At 28.1% G+C, this 16,884-nt stretch carries 19 protein-coding genes and 1 other annotated feature; of the genes, 6 read left to right on the plus strand and 13 right to left on the minus strand.

Annotated features, from left to right (window positions below):
• Positions 1-23 precede the first annotated feature (23 nt).
• From ACSYT2_RS07180 to ACSYT2_RS07205, 6 genes are all read right to left on the minus strand, one after another.
• The gene (locus tag ACSYT2_RS07180; RefSeq protein ID WP_438384332.1) at positions 24-692 is read right to left on the minus strand and encodes a M48 family metallopeptidase; all 669 of its coding nucleotides are present in this window, start codon (positions 690-692) and stop codon (positions 24-26) included.
• A 37-nt stretch (positions 693-729) separates the two neighbouring features.
• On the minus strand, positions 730-1,353 hold the full coding sequence (locus tag ACSYT2_RS07185; RefSeq protein ID WP_430856503.1) for a superoxide dismutase: 624 nt from the start codon (positions 1,351-1,353) through the stop codon (positions 730-732).
• 15 nt (positions 1,354-1,368) lie between these two features.
• Complete coding sequence (gene rbr / locus ACSYT2_RS07190) at positions 1,369-1,956, minus strand: rubrerythrin (RefSeq protein ID WP_430856504.1); 588 nt, start codon at positions 1,954-1,956, stop codon at positions 1,369-1,371.
• 100 nt (positions 1,957-2,056) lie between these two features.
• Positions 2,057-3,622: a MutS-related protein gene (locus tag ACSYT2_RS07195; protein WP_430856505.1), complete on the minus strand. Its 1,566-nt coding sequence runs from the start codon at positions 3,620-3,622 to the stop codon at positions 2,057-2,059.
• A 279-nt stretch (positions 3,623-3,901) separates the two neighbouring features.
• On the minus strand, positions 3,902-4,576 hold the full coding sequence (locus ACSYT2_RS07200) for a response regulator (protein ID WP_430856506.1): 675 nt from the start codon (positions 4,574-4,576) through the stop codon (positions 3,902-3,904).
• On the minus strand, positions 4,569-5,726 hold the full coding sequence (locus ACSYT2_RS07205; RefSeq protein ID WP_438384335.1) for a sensor histidine kinase: 1,158 nt from the start codon (positions 5,724-5,726) through the stop codon (positions 4,569-4,571). The genes ACSYT2_RS07200 and ACSYT2_RS07205 overlap by 8 nt, the downstream gene beginning before the upstream one ends.
• Positions 5,727-6,051: 325 nt before the next feature.
• Here ACSYT2_RS07205 and ACSYT2_RS07210 point away from each other — a divergent pair, with 325 nt between their 5' ends.
• Positions 6,052-8,250, plus strand: a complete 2,199-nt coding sequence (locus ACSYT2_RS07210) for a vWA domain-containing protein (protein ID WP_438384337.1) — start codon at positions 6,052-6,054, stop codon at positions 8,248-8,250.
• Between the two features lie 139 nt (positions 8,251-8,389).
• Here the strand turns inward: ACSYT2_RS07210 and ACSYT2_RS07215 are convergent, their stop codons facing one another.
• From ACSYT2_RS07215 to ACSYT2_RS07230, 4 genes are all read right to left on the minus strand, one after another.
• Positions 8,390-9,442, minus strand: a complete 1,053-nt coding sequence (locus ACSYT2_RS07215; RefSeq protein ID WP_430856509.1) for a hypothetical protein — start codon at positions 9,440-9,442, stop codon at positions 8,390-8,392.
• 118 nt (positions 9,443-9,560) lie between these two features.
• Positions 9,561-9,758: a hypothetical protein gene (locus tag ACSYT2_RS07220; RefSeq protein ID WP_430856510.1), complete on the minus strand. Its 198-nt coding sequence runs from the start codon at positions 9,756-9,758 to the stop codon at positions 9,561-9,563.
• A 47-nt stretch (positions 9,759-9,805) separates the two neighbouring features.
• Positions 9,806-11,062, minus strand: coding sequence for a hypothetical protein (locus tag ACSYT2_RS07225; RefSeq protein WP_430856511.1), 1,257 nt, complete (start codon positions 11,060-11,062; stop codon positions 9,806-9,808).
• Between the two features lie 102 nt (positions 11,063-11,164).
• Positions 11,165-11,806: a hypothetical protein gene (locus tag ACSYT2_RS07230; RefSeq protein ID WP_438384339.1), complete on the minus strand. Its 642-nt coding sequence runs from the start codon at positions 11,804-11,806 to the stop codon at positions 11,165-11,167.
• Between the two features lie 237 nt (positions 11,807-12,043).
• Between ACSYT2_RS07230 and ACSYT2_RS07235 the strand changes: the two genes are divergently transcribed.
• Entirely contained in the window at positions 12,044-12,595 is a 552-nt protein-coding gene (locus ACSYT2_RS07235; protein ID WP_438384340.1) for a hypothetical protein, read from the plus strand.
• A gap of 144 nt (positions 12,596-12,739) precedes the next feature.
• Positions 12,740-13,042 (plus strand): hypothetical protein, encoded by a 303-nt coding sequence (locus ACSYT2_RS07240; RefSeq protein WP_430856514.1) that lies wholly within the window; start codon positions 12,740-12,742, stop codon positions 13,040-13,042.
• A gap of 121 nt (positions 13,043-13,163) precedes the next feature.
• Here the strand turns inward: ACSYT2_RS07240 and tyrS are convergent, their stop codons facing one another.
• Positions 13,164-14,372, minus strand: coding sequence for a tyrosine--tRNA ligase (gene tyrS, locus ACSYT2_RS07245; protein WP_438385007.1), 1,209 nt, complete (start codon positions 14,370-14,372; stop codon positions 13,164-13,166).
• A gap of 74 nt (positions 14,373-14,446) precedes the next feature.
• Positions 14,447-14,709, minus strand: a binding site (T-box leader).
• Between the two features lie 252 nt (positions 14,710-14,961).
• On the opposite strand from tyrS, the gene ACSYT2_RS07250 reads away from it, so the two are divergent.
• The 3 genes from ACSYT2_RS07250 to yidC all read left to right on the plus strand — a co-directional run bounded on the left by ACSYT2_RS07250 (position 14,962) and on the right by yidC (position 16,334).
• Entirely contained in the window at positions 14,962-15,279 is a 318-nt protein-coding gene (locus ACSYT2_RS07250) for a hypothetical protein (protein ID WP_430856515.1), read from the plus strand.
• Between the two features lie 181 nt (positions 15,280-15,460).
• The gene (locus ACSYT2_RS07255; RefSeq protein WP_430856516.1) at positions 15,461-15,703 is read left to right on the plus strand and encodes a hypothetical protein; all 243 of its coding nucleotides are present in this window, start codon (positions 15,461-15,463) and stop codon (positions 15,701-15,703) included.
• Positions 15,704-15,725: 22 nt separating this feature from the next.
• The gene (gene yidC / locus ACSYT2_RS07260; RefSeq protein WP_430856517.1) at positions 15,726-16,334 is read left to right on the plus strand and encodes a membrane protein insertase YidC; all 609 of its coding nucleotides are present in this window, start codon (positions 15,726-15,728) and stop codon (positions 16,332-16,334) included.
• A gap of 32 nt (positions 16,335-16,366) precedes the next feature.
• Here yidC and ACSYT2_RS07265 read toward each other — a convergent pair whose 3' ends face one another.
• Together ACSYT2_RS07265 and ACSYT2_RS07270 are read right to left on the minus strand one after the other, a co-directional pair.
• On the minus strand, positions 16,367-16,564 hold the full coding sequence (locus tag ACSYT2_RS07265) for a hypothetical protein (RefSeq protein WP_438384343.1): 198 nt from the start codon (positions 16,562-16,564) through the stop codon (positions 16,367-16,369).
• A 9-nt stretch (positions 16,565-16,573) separates the two neighbouring features.
• Positions 16,574-16,870, minus strand: coding sequence for an MBL fold metallo-hydrolase (locus ACSYT2_RS07270; protein WP_430856519.1), 297 nt, complete (start codon positions 16,868-16,870; stop codon positions 16,574-16,576).
• Between the last annotated feature and the right edge of the window lie 14 nt (positions 16,871-16,884).

The following is a 16,884-nucleotide window of genomic DNA, read 5'->3' on the forward strand; positions in this document are numbered from 1 at the left end:
TATTTTTAACTATCTAATAATTATTACTGTAAATTAAGAAGGTACCCCTTCTCCTTTAGCCAATTATGACTTTCTTTATAATTTGGCAGTACTCTTTCAACTTCTCTCCAGTATTCAGTAGAATGATTTTTATGAACCATATGACACATCTCATGAACAACTACATATTCTAATGCATCTTCTGTAGCCATAGAAAGTCTCCAATTAAATAATAATTTATTATCATAGGAACAACTTCCCCAGCGCCTTTTCTGTTCTTTTATTATTATTTCTTTTGGCCTTTCTATAAAGTAATGCTTATATTTTTGTACCTTATCTTTTATCGTTTTCTCAGTCATTTCTCTAAACCAAGATTCTAAAGCTTTAATAACATTATTTTCATCTCTAACATTAACTAAAAATACTCCTTCATGAAAAACGACAAAATCCACCTTAGAAAACCTCTGCACTAAAACCTTAACCTTATAAATCTGACCTAAGTACATTACCTCATCAACATTAAGCTTTTCTTTACTTTCAACTTCTTTAATTCTTTTTAATATCCAACTTTCCTTTGATTTTAGGACCTCCTCTATTTTACCTTTTGGTAATCCTATAGGTGCTACAACTTGTACCACTCCATCTAATTCAACTGAAATCGAAAGAGTTTTTCTTTTTTTATATTTTATTTGGTATTCAAATTCTTTAATCATAAGAATACTATAATTCATATAGATTACTTTAACAATACTAAAGGTTTATCATAAATTTTCTATAAAGTTTTTCTACTTCCCTCCAATTAATAATATTCCATATATTCTTAACGTAATCTACTCTTACATTCTTATATTTTAAATAATATGCATGTTCCCATACGTCTATTGTTAAAATTGGCTTATAACCAAGACTTAGTGGTGAATTTTGATTAGAAGTACTTATAATTTCTAGATTTCCATCTTTATTGATTACAAGCCACCCATAACCTGATCCAAATTGATTTACAGTAGTCTCAGTTAATTTAGCTTTTAAATCCTCTAAACTACCAAAAGTTTTATTGATTTTTTCTAATAAATCTCCTTCTGGAGCCTTTTTGGCTTGTGGATGTAAAATTGAGAAATATAAATTATGATTTGCAACTCCACCACCATTATTTACAACAGCAGCATGTATTGATTCTGGAATTGCTGCTACATCAGATAGAATATCATCAAGAGATTTTCCATTTGTAAAATCTTCATATCCTATTAAAACCCCATTCAATTTATCTACATATGTTTGAAGATGCTTTGTATAATGTATTTCTACCGTTTGTGCATCTATATAAGGCTCTAATTCATTAAAACTGTATGGTAGTTGAATTTTATCATATTTCATAATATCCCCTCCAATTTAATAAGTTTCGTGGAAAACCTCAAAGTATCCTTGTGGGTGTATACATGCTGGACATGCCAAAGGAGCTTCTTCACCTTCATAAATATATCCACAGTTGTTACATTTCCACAATACAACTTCATCTTTCTTGAATACTTTTCCATCTTCAATATTCTTTAGAAGTTTATTATATCTTCTTTCATGGAAGTTCTCTACTTCTGTAATTTTCTTATAAGCTTGTGCTATTTCTGGGAATCCTTCTTCTTCTGCAACCTTTGCAAATGTTGGATATAGGTCTGTCCATTCTTCATTTTCACCTGCTGCTGCTGCCTTTAGGTTCTTAGCAGTTTCCTGATGGAATGATACAGGGAATGATGCTTGGATTTCTATTGCTTCATCTACAAAGTCTTCTTTCAAGAATTTGTAAAATCTCTTAGCATGTTCTTTTTCTTGCTCAGCTGTTTCCATAAAGATATTACTTATTTGTACGTATCCTTCCTTTTTAGCCACACTTGAATAATAAGTATATCTTGTCCTAGCTTGACACTCCCCTGCAAATGATTTCATTAAATTTTCTGCTGTTTTAGTTCCTTTTAAACTTTTCATGTCTTACCTCCTAGAATTCATAATATTCTGTGTTTTCTATTAAATTATACTATATATTAGCAAAAAAAGAAACCCTATGCAGGTTTCTTTTATACATACTTTATATATACTTTTCCATATTTTCCGCTCTTTTGTAAGCATTCTTTATTATTTCCTTAGGATATCCAATATAATCAAGAAGCTTTATAGCATTCTTCGTTTTAGATATTCCTGCCTTTAGTTTATAGTCAAAACTTAATCCTTCTTTACTGTCTACATCTTCACTAAAATAATAAAAATTGTAGTTATCTTTAAGCATATCTGTAAGTTCTCTATCATGAGTAGCTACAATACAAAGAGCATCTCTTTTATTTATATAATTTAATATTTCTGCTGAAGAAGATATTCTTTCAACAGGATTAGTCCCCCTAAAAATCTCATCAATTGGACAGAATACAGCAACATCATTATCTAATGCCCTTATAATTCTTAATATAGCTTCAGCTTCAGCCATATAATAACTTTTACCATTGTTAATATCATCTTTAGGACTTATTGAAGATACTATATTTAAAAAACAAGCTTTATACTCTTTTGCTAGTACAAAATTAAAGGTTTGAGCTAGTAATATATTTGTACTAATCATCCTTAAGAAAGTTGATTTTCCTGACATATTTGTTCCAGTTAGCACTATACCATTGTTATTTATCTGAATTGAATTTGGTACTGGCTCCTTTAATAATGGATGTATTCCATCAATAATACTTAAAGTTGTACCTTCTATAAACTTAGGCGCAGAACATCTATCTTCATTACAAGAAATATAACTTGATACTCCAATGAGAGCATCTAATTCACCAACTAGATAATATAACTCTAGAACCTTACTAGCTTTTTCTTTCAAAGAACTACTTATATTATAATAAGCAGCTTCTTCTAATAAGAATGGAATTGATATTGCCTCAAACAACCCACCAAAAGCATTTATATACTTGATAACCCTAGTTCCACTGTCAAGTATCTTGATATCCTTAAGTAAATATTCTAATTTCCCTACATGTTCTGATATTCCTTCATCCTTTAATTTACATATTTTCTTTGCTGCATCAATAACATCTCTAAGGTATATGAGACCTGTTGCCCTTACAGTGGTTGCCTCATGCTGATTGAAATATATATTAATAAATATTACAACCATTAATATAATCATTAATCTAGGTTCTTTTAGGAATATTGCTATAACAATTAAAGCAATAGGAAGTATTTTACCTAAAAAAGAATATAAATAATATTTCTTTCTATTAACCGTAAGTAAATCCTCTATCATCTCTAATAACCTATTTTTCTTATCAAAGCCCATCTTAAAAAATATTTTTCTAAGTTCAGTTGTTAAATTCAAATCACTTTTAAATAAATTAATTAATTTCTCTCTTTTTTTAAGCTTTTCCTCATCCATAACTGGATTCCTAAGAAGTGTATATAATACAGCCTCACCAGCAGTTGAATATGTTCTATCTATTTTTGTAAATACCTCATTCATAGTAAGATCATCCCAAGTTTGATCATCTATTGTATATTTATTACTTTGAAATAGATCAAATAATCCTCTTATTTTACTAAAATTCCTCTTCTTATCCTGTGGATTTTTAAAATCCGCCCTTATTGAACTTTTTAGGTCTCCATACATCACTATACCTCCTTACTATATACCTAATCATACCATATTATGTATATATTATTATCTTAAAATTAATTAAAAACACAAAATAGCATAACTTATAAAAAGTCATGCTATTTATGAAACACTGCAAACCATAATTAAAAATTAATCTCGCTCCCGTTTTGGGGAAACTGGTATTTAATCCTGGGAGAATTAATACTGGAGCAAGAAATAAATTCTATAGGTTAATTATATACAAAATTCTACAAAATAATAAGATATCCAAAGTCCTTATGTTTTAGGACTTTAGTCCTGAACATGTAGTGAATCTTTATATTTATTCAAATAATACTCTTTAGCATTATTTTTGATTGCAAATATTGTAGCATGTACTCTATCATCTACATTTATCTTTCTAAAAATACTTGTAACATAATTCTTGATAGTTTTTTCAGATAGAAATAGCTTTTCTGCAATTTCTTTATTTTTAAGACCATCAGATATTTTAACTAGAATACTTAATTCCCTTCTAGTTAAACTATCTAACAACAAGTTTTTGCTTTCTTTTTTATCTTCTTGAATAAATTGATCTATCAAAGATTTATCTATGTACTTTCCTCCAGCATATACAGCTCTTATAGCATTTGTAATTTCATTTCCCGCTGATTCTTTTAAAACATAACCATCTGCACCTATATCCATGGTCTCTTTAATTTTCCTTCTTTGCTTTTCAACTGTAAGCATTATAATCTTAATTCTAGGCCAGTCCCTTTTAATGACTTTTAAAGTCTCTACTCCATCAAGCTTTTCCATATTTATATCTAAAAGCACTATATCAGGTGTCTTAACTTTTAATTCTTCTAATAACTCTTCGCCACTTTCTCCCTCTGCAATAATCTTTAAATCCTTTTCATAACTTAATATTCTACTTAACCCTTCTCTAATTAAAGCATGGTCATCAGCTATTGCTAAACTAATCATCGCACTTTTTCCTCCTACTTGTAGGCAACTTAATCTTATACCCTGTACCTAAATCTTTTACTGCATCTACTTTTATATCTCCACCAAGTTGATTAACTCTCTCAAAAATACCAAGAATTCCGTAGGAAGAATTGCTTTTCCTTGATTTTTCAATTACTTCATTAAGATCAAAACCTATCCCATCATCCTCAATAACTATGTAAATCCATTCCCTACCAATTTCTAACTTAATATTTCCCTCTCGTGCCTTTGAATGCTTCTTAATATTATTTAGTAATTCTTGTATTATTCTATATACACCTACTTCAATAATGTGTTCACTTTCTCTAGCAGATGACTGGAAGCTAACATCCAAGTCAATATTACTTTCTTCTAAAAATGTATCAACTAAATCTTGTACTGCTTCTGTTAAAGTAAGTCTTTCTAAAAAAGGTGGTCTTAAATCAAATATAATACCCCTTACCTCTTTTAATGCCTTTTTGACATCTCCCTTTAAATCGTCAAGTTCCTTAAGTCCTTTTACTAAATCATCATTAAGTAATGTTTTACAAAAATCAATTCTCATTATTGTACTTGCTAAATATTGTGCTGGCCCATCATGCACCTCTCTAGCAATCCTACTTCTTTCCTGTTCCTGTGCCTCAAGTATTTTTATGCCGGTATTCATTTTAGAATTTCCTTCAATATTTCCTAATCCATCTTCAACATCACCACTTAAATAATGTAAAGCAACATTAACTTGTTTAATAACTGAATCTGCTTCCTCTATATTCTTTAGATAATTTTTTAAGGATAATTCGAGCTTGTCTCTTTTCTTTCTTAGCTCTTTTTCTTCCTTTTGCATAGTAATAAATTTCACTCTTACTTCAAGAGCATCTTCATAGGTTTTTTGAATCATAGCATCATTATTTTTTAAATTCATCGATTCCTTTGCTAGACGTAACCTCATCTTTTTATCTAATTTCTCTAGTCTATCTACTTCATTAATGACATTTCCTATTTCTATGATAACCATTTCAAGCTCTTGTTTCTCACGTTCAAACTCATCTCTTAAGCTTTCTGATATCTTAAAGATTTTGTCTTTACCGTCATTAATTTCGCCTATTACTTTTTTTAGAACCATATTTACATCTCTTACGTCTTTGTCCATTTATACACCTAACTTCTTTACTATTAATCATTATCAACTAATATTTTTTATATACTTATACATTATAGCTTTTTTTATTACATTTTTAAAGTTAATAATTTAAATATATCCATTATTGGCATATTTAATAAACTATATTAATATTACTTATCACTAAACAGTTTTATAATTATAATATAGATTACTTAGTTTTAAATTCTTTAATTTTACTATTTTTATGCCTTAAATTAATAATATCAACCTTCCTATTCATTAATATAACCTTAAAATCATATATTCTTACATAGAACTATTACTATAGTTATCAATAATTTAGGAGATTTCAATGGAAAGGCTTAATAATGTTAGATTTACCTATAAAGGTTGCACAAACATTAACATTTCTGAAAATGAAAATAAACTATGCTACTTTTACTCACTAAAAACAACTAGAAGAATAAAAAAAACTGTTAATCATCATATACTTCTAATAGATGTATCTTGTAGTATGTACAATGAACTACCTAGACTAAAAGAAAAACTTAAAGAAACCTTAGATGTTTTATCTAATACAAAGAATAATTATATCTCAATAATAACCTTCTCAGGCCATAATGATTCCTTACGGATTATTAATGCAGTAAAATGTGATAAAACTTCCTATGCTATGGCACAGGTTTATAAGAAGGTGGAAGATGAAATATTCACAAAAGGTGTTACTATAATGTCTGAGCCCCTAGAAGATGCTATAGAAATAGTTAAATCTCTTACTGATATTTGCAATAAACACCATATTATATTATTTACTGATGGCTGTTTAGTTCCAATGGAATGGAGCTACAATGATGAAGAAGATAAGTGCTACAAAGTAGGATATTTATGCAAAAATAGTAACGTATATTTAAATACAGTAGGCTTTGGACAGTACTACGATAGAGAGTTCCTTGAAAATCTTATTAGCATACCTAATAACGGAAAATTTATTCATATAGATGATGTTTCAGATTATCAGGATACCGCATTAAAGATGATATCTACTATAAATAATACGGACTCAACTGATATAAAAATCAATAATGAAGATTTTTTTCTGGTAAATTCATCACAAAGAATTTCTACCACCCATACTATTAAGAATTTATCTAGTAGTACAGATAATTTAATTGTTACCTTTGATGATCCTCTAAACATTGAAAATATAGATATTAAAATCAATAATCGATGTCCTACTCAGTCAGTTATTGAGGACTTTTTGTATAGCCTATCATTAAACCACCTTTTAAATGGAGATATTGATAGTTGTGAAATAACTCTAAGCCAAACAGGTGATATTTATGTATATAAGCTCTTATCTAATTGTTATTCTTTTTTAGAAAAAGGAAAAGCAATTACTTACTTAAATAAAGTAATTACAGATAAGACAGAAAGGTTTAAAGAAGGTAAAGAAGAAATCAAAGTTCTACCAGCCACTAATGAACCTATCTGTCTTCTTGAGGTATTAAATGAAATACTAGCTGATGAAAATTCCAAACTTTTATGGGACTATAAATACCCATATAAAAGGATTGGTATAAAGAATATTTTGGATGAATATAGGTATAAATTTACATACGATAAAACTGGTTATGGTAATGTTATAGATATAAATATAGGCTCAAAAAAGCTTAACATTGGAGTCAAAGTTGAAATAAATGGTGAAGTTAATGACTTAGTAAGTAAGCTTAAATTAGATGCAAAGATGTATAAGGAGTATAACTTAATTGTTAATGGTAATATTAATACTTCTGAACTTCCTTGTATCCTCTCAAGAAAACTTAAAATAAAATATAAAAAAGAAGGCATATTAAAGAAGAGTATAAAGTGGAATGACAAAGTAATCTCTATTATGGACTTAACAAAGATTAAAACTACAAACAAGAGGTTGTTACGTTCACTCTCCTCTGAAACTATTGCTTCATATCTCTATGATATACAGGTATTAGGTTGTAAACAATGGGCATTAAATAAACATATCAAATCCCTTTTAATAAGTACAAATGGTGAAGATATTGATTTATCTAATATTTCTTCAGAAGAAAGAGATGCTAGAGTAACCTTTAAAGTTAACGATAAGGGTATATTTACACCAAAGTCTTTACTAAAGGATGATACTAGTCCTTATGAAATTTATCCAGCAAAGTTTATAGAATGGAAAATTGAGAAATTTCCAAAAAAGAAAGAAGAAGAAAGTGCCTATGAAAACTACGGTGAATTAATAACATCAGATAGTAAGAATAGCTATTCCTTATTATTATCTGAATTAAAAAAAGTTAAAGAAGAAAAATTAAAGAAGCAAAGGTTATTAAACTCAGTTAGGATATCTAGTGGTCTTATTGGAAAACCAGTAATTAAATGGGATAATGAATACGAGAAAGTAAAAAGAGAATATAATAAAACATTAGATAGAAATATGATTATTAATGATAGCGTAGTTATCTCAACTAAATCTATAGGAAATATTTCTATACGACAGGATTTATATACGGTCTTAACAAAGTCTAACTAAAATATAGAACTAGAATAGATCCTTTTACTTTAAACTCTATTCTAGTTCTATTTTTAATACACTTACTTCTATAATTTTATTTTGAAGCATACTTTTCTTAATAACCTACCTGATATCCAATGACAAGATAACCAAACCTTTATAAATCATCCCTATTATAATACCAAAAATTTAGAATATTATATAAGGAAGAAAGTATTGAAATAAAGTCACTATCATAAAATTTTATTGGAATGAACTTAACATCAGTTTCTACATGAGCTGATCTATTTCCAAATACTCTTGCACTGTGTAAATACTGTATTATCCATGGTGCCAATATCTCCTTACTTGAAATAACATTTAAAATTGAACTTAAATCATATTTTACTTTATTTATATTTATATTTTTTCTACTTGCTACTTCCTTAGCTACAATTTCAGATATTTTTCTAGAATTTATTGCAATGTTACTCATTGATAATGAATCAACTTCTTCTAATTCTCTATTTATAATCCTTAAAATATATTCAAGTTCACTAAATCTTTCAGAATCAAATATTTTATTAATTGTATCCTTTAAAGCTAGAATTAATGACTCTATTGCAACTATACTTCCCTGTTTATAGTATGTCCTACCTAGAGTTTTTTCAAAAGCTTTACTCCATTCATCCTCCTTCTCCTTTTCTAATATGTAAAAGTTAATTATATCTGTATTTTTACTTTCCTTTAAAAATTTTATTGCATATTTTAATTGTATTTTCACAGACTCAAAATAATCAATTGATGTATTACCTGCTATCATCGGCAGTGAAATACTATCAAAATCAATATCATTAAATTCAAGAGCCATTACCGAAGAAAAAATAGCTTTAATATGTCTATCATGAGCAGAAAGGCTATTTTGATTTTCACTTAATTTTGGTATCCTAACCATTAAAAATCCTTGCCAATCATCTTCATTCTTTTCTCTCCAATATTGAAGCTTAACTCCATTTATTTCTGAAGTCATGTTACCTCTTCCAGTTCCTCTAAGTTTATACCTTTTCTTTAAAGATTGATATACTTCTCCATCAATAGGTAGGTTTATATCATCATGTGTGGAAAATATAATTAGCTCTCCCTTTGTTTCTACTATATCCTCTCTTATTAAATTAATTGTTCTGTTTCCATATATAGTGTCTATATTGCAAGTATTTACTATTCGTCTCATTTTACTCCCCTAGTCTTGTTTTATTGTATTTTTATTATACTTTATATTAAATTCATTGACTATTCTTAATAATAAAATATCCCTAGATAATATTACCTATTACCTAGGGATATTTTCTTTACTCTTCATACAAGTTATCTTCAATAATCTTATTTGCAAGTATTCCAATATTAACTTCTTTTGTATCCATATAAACATCTATAATACGGTCAGCCAAAGTAACCTCAACATATTCAACCTTACTTCCATCTTCATCAGTATAATTAATAATATCATAAGTAATTATTTCTTCTTTAAGAGCCTTTTTACTAATCATATACTTCTCCTTCGTATTCTATTTTTAGTATTATACCATATTTCTTCTTATTCTTTAATCATTTCATCCATAATATGCATCAAGTCTTCATTGCTTTTTCCATTGATCCCAAGGAACTTATTTTTCATTGTTGACTGTATTTGTTCAGCATATGAAAGTGTAAATGGAAGGTAGCTCTCTATTTTCCTTATATAATTCTTTGAGAAATACTCTTTACTGAAAACTATAGAAAATAATATAAGCATTAAACAATTTTCTTTTATTAATTCTTTAATATCTTTTTCATTTTCTCCTTTATTAAAATTATAATTATCCAATAACTCAATTGTGAAATTAATCAATTTATTTGCTATTGCATCTAAAGGATATTTACCAGCTAGCTGTGAAAATATTGTAGTATGATTATTATTAATATCCTCCTTTACATCTTGAAGATCATCTGCTATTTGAAGTAAAGTGCCATATCCTATACAAAATTCTAACTCATCTTGAATTAAGTCCCCTCTTATTAGATACCCATCAACAATAACAGAAGCCCCGCCCTTATCAATAGAAATTTCAAGAATATCTCTTTCATATGGTATAGTTAATTCTTCTTGTTGATTTAAGCTTCTAATCTGACCTTTTTGAATTAAAAGTAAGCTTTCATAAACTTTAGGCGATATATTCCTGTCGAACTCATCTTCAATGATCTCCACCAAACTGAATATTTTTTTCTCCTTTATATTTATAGGAATGGCTTCCTCCCCTTTTAATCTCTTTGAGAATTTATTATTAAATTCCACTTTTTTTATTTTAGCAATACTAGGATTATCAAGAAAATTATCTGTATAAGGATAGAGCATACTATAGCCAAAAATTCCTTTAGAGAATTTCATATCTCCTCCAAATAAAGCTTGTAGAATATTAAATATCCAAAGATTTCGCATTGCTTGACCAATGTCCGCTAATGCTAGACTATTGTCAAAGGCCCTTGCATATCTAATAAACTCTTTTGTACTCTTAAAAAATCCTTCTTTTAAACTGCTATTCTTTACTCCAAGTTTAAATATCCCTTCCTTACCTATTACCTCATCTATATAAGAATATCCTTTTGCTCTCCATAACTTTATATCCTTTTCTTCTTTTGGAAAATCCTTAATGTGATTAATAATGGAATCTAAAATCATGTTAAATTCCTTCTCCCTTTTTTTCTTTTGAAGAAAATTCACTTTATCCATTTCTAAGTCAAATTTGCTACTAGTCTCCCACCACTTACTCTTAAACCCATTATTATAGTAATTTAAATCATTAACCTCTTCCATCCTTCCCCCTAATGAATATAATTTATCTACTTATTATATAATTCTAAATGAATTTTATTGCCATATTAAAACTCAGACTGCATAAATCTGTAGTATGAGTTTTTACTTTAACCTAAAGGTTCTTGGTGCTACTTTATTTATTATAACAAGGGCAATAGGTATAAATATAACTGTTACACCTATAATAATTAAAGTGAAAATAGTCGATGATGTGTTTATCTGGAAAGAACCGTATGCAATCATATATATAAAGAAATTTGTAATACTAAATAATGGACTTTTTACTGTAAGTTCTTCTGTATAAGGTTGTAATACATAGTACATAAACAAATAGTAAATTGAAAAAAATGCTGCTAGTGATACAATACATATCAATGTTGGTATTAATTTGACTACATCTTCAAAATCACCACAAATAAATACTATAATTTCAAGTGCTAAGGCTATTCCAAAGGCTGGAATAGAATTAATAAAGACAATCCTCTTTAACCTAGTTTTAAAGTTACTTAATATGGCATTACCTTCCCTATAATATCCATGTTTTAAGAAACTGTGATCACAATTAAAAAACATCGCTTTACATATTCGCTCAGTAGTTGACATCATATACATTATAAATATCATCATTGAAGTTGAATTTAGTATACCTTCTACTAACTTCTCCCTAATATCCTTTCCTGCAAAAACTATAAATAAAATGGTTGCAATAAATACTGATAAAACTAATATTAATCTTATCTCCAAAGCTCTTCTCTAAATTCTCTAATACTAATTTTATAAATCTCCCATTTTTACAATATTTACTAACTTATATATTATATCATATTACTTTTAATTTCATAATTTTACAATATAAATTTATTCTTAAGTTTAGTAACCAATTCACTCACCTTTAAAAGTAATTTCCTTTTTTAAATAAATAATATTTAATTTATCTCCACATACTATATATGTAGAACTTATACTAAGGAGGAATTTAAAATGAAACTTTCAAAATTATTAGCTGCAGTCCTTATTGGATCAACATTCTTAGTAGGATGTGGTTCAACGAAAGAAGAAACACCACCTGTTAATGAAGTTACTGATTCTGATGCTGTTACAGGACCTTCAAGGGTAACTGATGAATCACAATTAATTAAAGCATTAGGTAAAGATGGCACATGGATTGTATTACTACAAAATGATATATCTACTAGTAAAGATCTAGTAGTTGAAGGAGATCTTCAAAAGCCAAGTAATGAAGATAGTTCCGTCATGATAGCAGCTGGACGTAAACTAGCTCTTTATAATCAAAATGATAAAAAGGAAATTACAGCTAGATATACACTTACTGCACCTAAATTAACAGTTAAAAGTGAATCTACAACTATTAAAGGTGGAACTTTTAAAGGTGATATTTATGTAGAATCAAAGAATTTTACTCTAGTAGATGCTAAAGTTGAAGGTAATATCTATTTCTTAAATAAAGAAGCTAAAGATACATATAAACTTGAAGAAGGATCATCTGTTACAGGTGTAACTGAAATGAAATAATCAAATGAAAAGCTAGTCATAATGACTAGCTTTTCATTATAAAAATTAAAGTTCCCTTATAACATGTCCAAGCATTTAATCCTTAATATGTATTTATTAATTCTTTTTAAAGTGATATTATTTAATATTAAGGAGGTGTATTTAATGAAACTATCAAGTAATGATGAAGTTTTTGATGCAACTGATCTAAAAACTAAAAGTAATTTATATGAATTACTAGTAAATACTATATTTTCGCCTAAATTTATGATACATTTTAGTAACTTTACTTCTCTTGATGATTTACTTCGTTCAGGAAACTATACAATAAACTCTCTGAAAGACTTTGAAGAGATTAATCAAGAAGATTTTAATGATTATATTTCTAAAACAACTAAGTTTGGTTCTTGGAATCATATGCTACATACTGCAAAGTTAGCTTTAGTAAAATCTATACTTGATCTTTAAAATTTACCTTATCATTGTAATTAATTTTAACTTTACTATCATATAAATAAAATGCTAGGCATCAACATGGCTAGCATTTTAGATTAATTACCTTAACTATTTATCCAGTCTTTTTCTTTATTTAAATATACCCCTGAATTTTCAAAAATTTATTTTTACCTATTTGCACAATTAGCTCTTCATTTAGTTCAACCTTTGATAAGTCTTTTACTTTAATTGAATTTATCTTAACTCCCCCTTGTGAAGCTAATCTTCTTATTTCATTTTTACTATTACTTATTTTATTAGCTACTAATACCTCTACTATATCAAAATTCTTTTTCGAAACTCTAATAGTATTTATATCTTTGGGGATTTCTCCCTTTTGAAATATGCTTTTAAATCTTGCTTCTGACTTTTCTGATTCTTCTTTACCATGGTATAGAGTTACAATTTCTTTTGCAAGGTTCATCTTTATATCTCTTGGATTTACTTTACCGCCCTTAAGTTCATTTGCTATTTTTTCCACTTCATTTGGATGTATATCTGTAACTAAATTGTAATATTTAATTATAAGTTCATCAGGTATTGACATTGCTTTTTCATATATTATTGCTGGACTTTCATCTATGCCAATATAATTACCAAGACTTTTGCTCATTTTCTCTACTCCATCCACCCCTTCTAAAAGAGGCATGAATATTGTAGCCTGCGGTTCTTGACCTACTACCTTTTGTAACATCCTACCCATAAGAAGATTAAATCTCTGATCTGTTCCTCCAATCTCTATATCTGCTTTAATTTCAACTGAATCTTGTGCCTGCAATAATGGATAGAAAAATTCATGTATAGCTATTGGCATTTGATTTTCGTATCTTTTTTTAAAGTCTTCTCTTTCAAGCATTCTTGCAACTGTCATATTTGAGCATAATTCTATCATTTTTTCTAACTTCATCTCACCAAGCCATTCACTATTAAACCTTACCTCAGTTTTATTCTTATCTAATATTTTAAAAATTTGTGTTTCATATGTCTTCGCATTTTCTAATACCTTTTCTGTAGTCAGTGCTTTTCTTGCTGTAGACTTACCTGTTGGATCACCTATTTTCCCTGTAAAGTCTCCAATTATTATTACTACCTTGTGCCCTAAATCTTGCAACTGTTTCATCTTTCTTAAAACGACAGTGTGTCCAATATGAATGTCTGGGGCACTTGGATCTAACCCAAGCTTTACCACTAATTCTTTATTATCCTTCCTTGCTTTCTCTAATTTTAATTTTAAATCTTCTAGTCCTATTATTTCATTTACCCCTTTAAGAATAATTTTAATTTGTTCATCTATATTCATTATTTATCCCTCCAATATTAAACTAATTTCTAGCTACGCGCGCCAATAACTAGAAACATAAAAAAACCCTCGCCCTATAAAAGGACGAGAGTACTACTCACATGATACCACCTTAATTCATTATTACCTCACGATAATAACCTTTTCGAGTACGCCAACTTAACATTACCTGGTTATACTCTAGCACTATAACGGGTGCATCCCGACATCTGCCTACTGGTTGTTATCTTTCGGAGTGCTGCTCAAAGATGTATTCAAATTAACTTGTTTGCCCTTTTCACCAACCAGGAACTCTCTTTAAAACTCTATTAATCCTACTCTTTCTCTTCACGGCTTTACTTTTATATTATTAAAAAGTATTATATATTCTCTTTTATATTTTGTCAATAGATACTATTATTTCACTCTCTTTATTAGTAATTATTTAGGCTATCCTTAAAGATATTATATTGTTACACATCTAAATTTTATATTTTATTAATATTCCATCCTTGAGTCTAATTGCATTAAATTATCAATTAGTGTAGTATATTTACTATAGCTATGATAAGGAGCTTTTCCTTATACAAATGACTAAAGGTGGTAATTAATTATGACGTATGCAATAGTTTACTATTTACAAGAAGAACATAGTTCATGTGGATGTGGGGATCATAACCATGATCATGAACATCACCATGAAGTACGTTCAGATGCAAAATTAGTTGGCCAAATTAAAGAATTAGGTCCATGGGCTTGCTTTATGCCTGACAGCTACCTAGTTCAAACTGATTTGTCTGCTGATGAAGTATTAGTAAAATTAAGAGCTACTGTTGAAGAAAAGGATTTAATTTTCGTAACAGAAGCTAATTCGAAGAGCACAGCTTCTTCAACTCCACAAGTTGTCGAATGGATTGCTAGCAAAGAATAATTTAAAATTAAAAGGATATCTCAAAATTAAAGATGAGATATCCTTTTCTTATTCAATAAAAACATAACATTTATAATTATATATTTATTAATACCATATAATAAATTAATTTTAAACTTATATATTGCTATTCACTGGAATTAATTGTATTATATAATTATTCTATAAAGGAGGTGTGGATATGAATTTTGATAGTATAATCTTTGTAAACTTATATTTCATTATTTCTATTATTTTAATGGCAACAACCTTATTTGCTTTTGTTAATAGAAATAGCCAAAAAGTTAAACATAAGATTTTATCTACTTCAAGCTCCATAATTATTAATTCTTTTAAGAGTTTAGTAATTGAAGATTACCTCTCCTTTGAGAAGTACCAAATATGGCGCTATACAACATATAAAAGAGTTCCTTCTAATTTTTAACAATAAATTTTAGGAGGATTATATGGAAAACCTTATTAATTTTATCTATTTATTAACAGGTGATTTAGGATTAACAATTATTGTTTTAACTTTAGGAGTAAAGATATTAATGCTTCCCCTTTCAATTAAAAGTAAGAAAACTAGTTTAGAACAAATAGAAGTAAATAATCAAATTGATGAGATAAAGAAAAAATATAAAAAAAATAAAAGAAAGCTTGAGGAAGAAGTGAAAAAGCTTCAGAGTGAAAGTGTTAAAAGTATTGGCGGTTGCTTTACTCAATTTTTGCAGATACCTGTCGTTTCACTTCTCTATATTACAATAAATAGCATCTCAGTAGAAGCTGCAACTTTACTGGTACCTTGGGTAGAAAGTATTAAATTATCTGATCCATTTTTTATTATTCCAATTATTTATGTCATGGTTTCCCTATTACCAACTATAGTAAATCTCTTCAAAAAAGAAAATAAAGAACCTATGACTGTAATGAATTTTTTACCTGCTATATTTAGCTTTTTAATTACTATTAAAGCTCCAATAGCACTTGGGTTATATTTTATAACTTCTGGCTTCTTTACATTTTTAGAAGGTGAAGGATTTAAATTATATTCTAGAAAAATAGGAATAAATTAAAGAAAACTCCCCACTACTGGGGGGTTTTTATTTTATGGTTCTAACTCTATTCGTTCTTTTTCCTTAACTATTTTAATGTCCTCTGCTTTGCTGTTTATTCCATGTATAGGTATAACATATTTCGCTTTAATTAATTCTGATACTCTCTTTGTTTCTACCGGTCCTATATTAAATTCTCCATCATATGGCAAAAGTGCGTAGATTATTTTCTTATCTGAAAAAGTACTCATTTCAATAGTTTATGAAGTATCTCCGGCATGATAAATTTTAATTCCATCTACTTCTATAATGTAGCCTACACATAAATCTTTTTTATGATTTTTATTATAAGCTGGCACAGACTCTATTTTTATTCCCTGCTCATCAAAGGTATAGTAGGCACCATCTTTTAATGCATCTCTTGATCTTATTATCTTAGTATTATCCTTTTTAGTAACTAAATCTAGTTTATTGTGATCTTCATGCTCGTGAGTAATTAAAATTATATCTGCTGGATAACTATTTACATTTACCTTATTAAATAGCTTTAAACACAAAAAAAATCCAGTTA

This window comes from Clostridium zhoujianii, from assembly GCF_051590805.1.
Lineage (GTDB): Bacteria > Bacillota > Clostridia > Clostridiales > Clostridiaceae > Clostridium.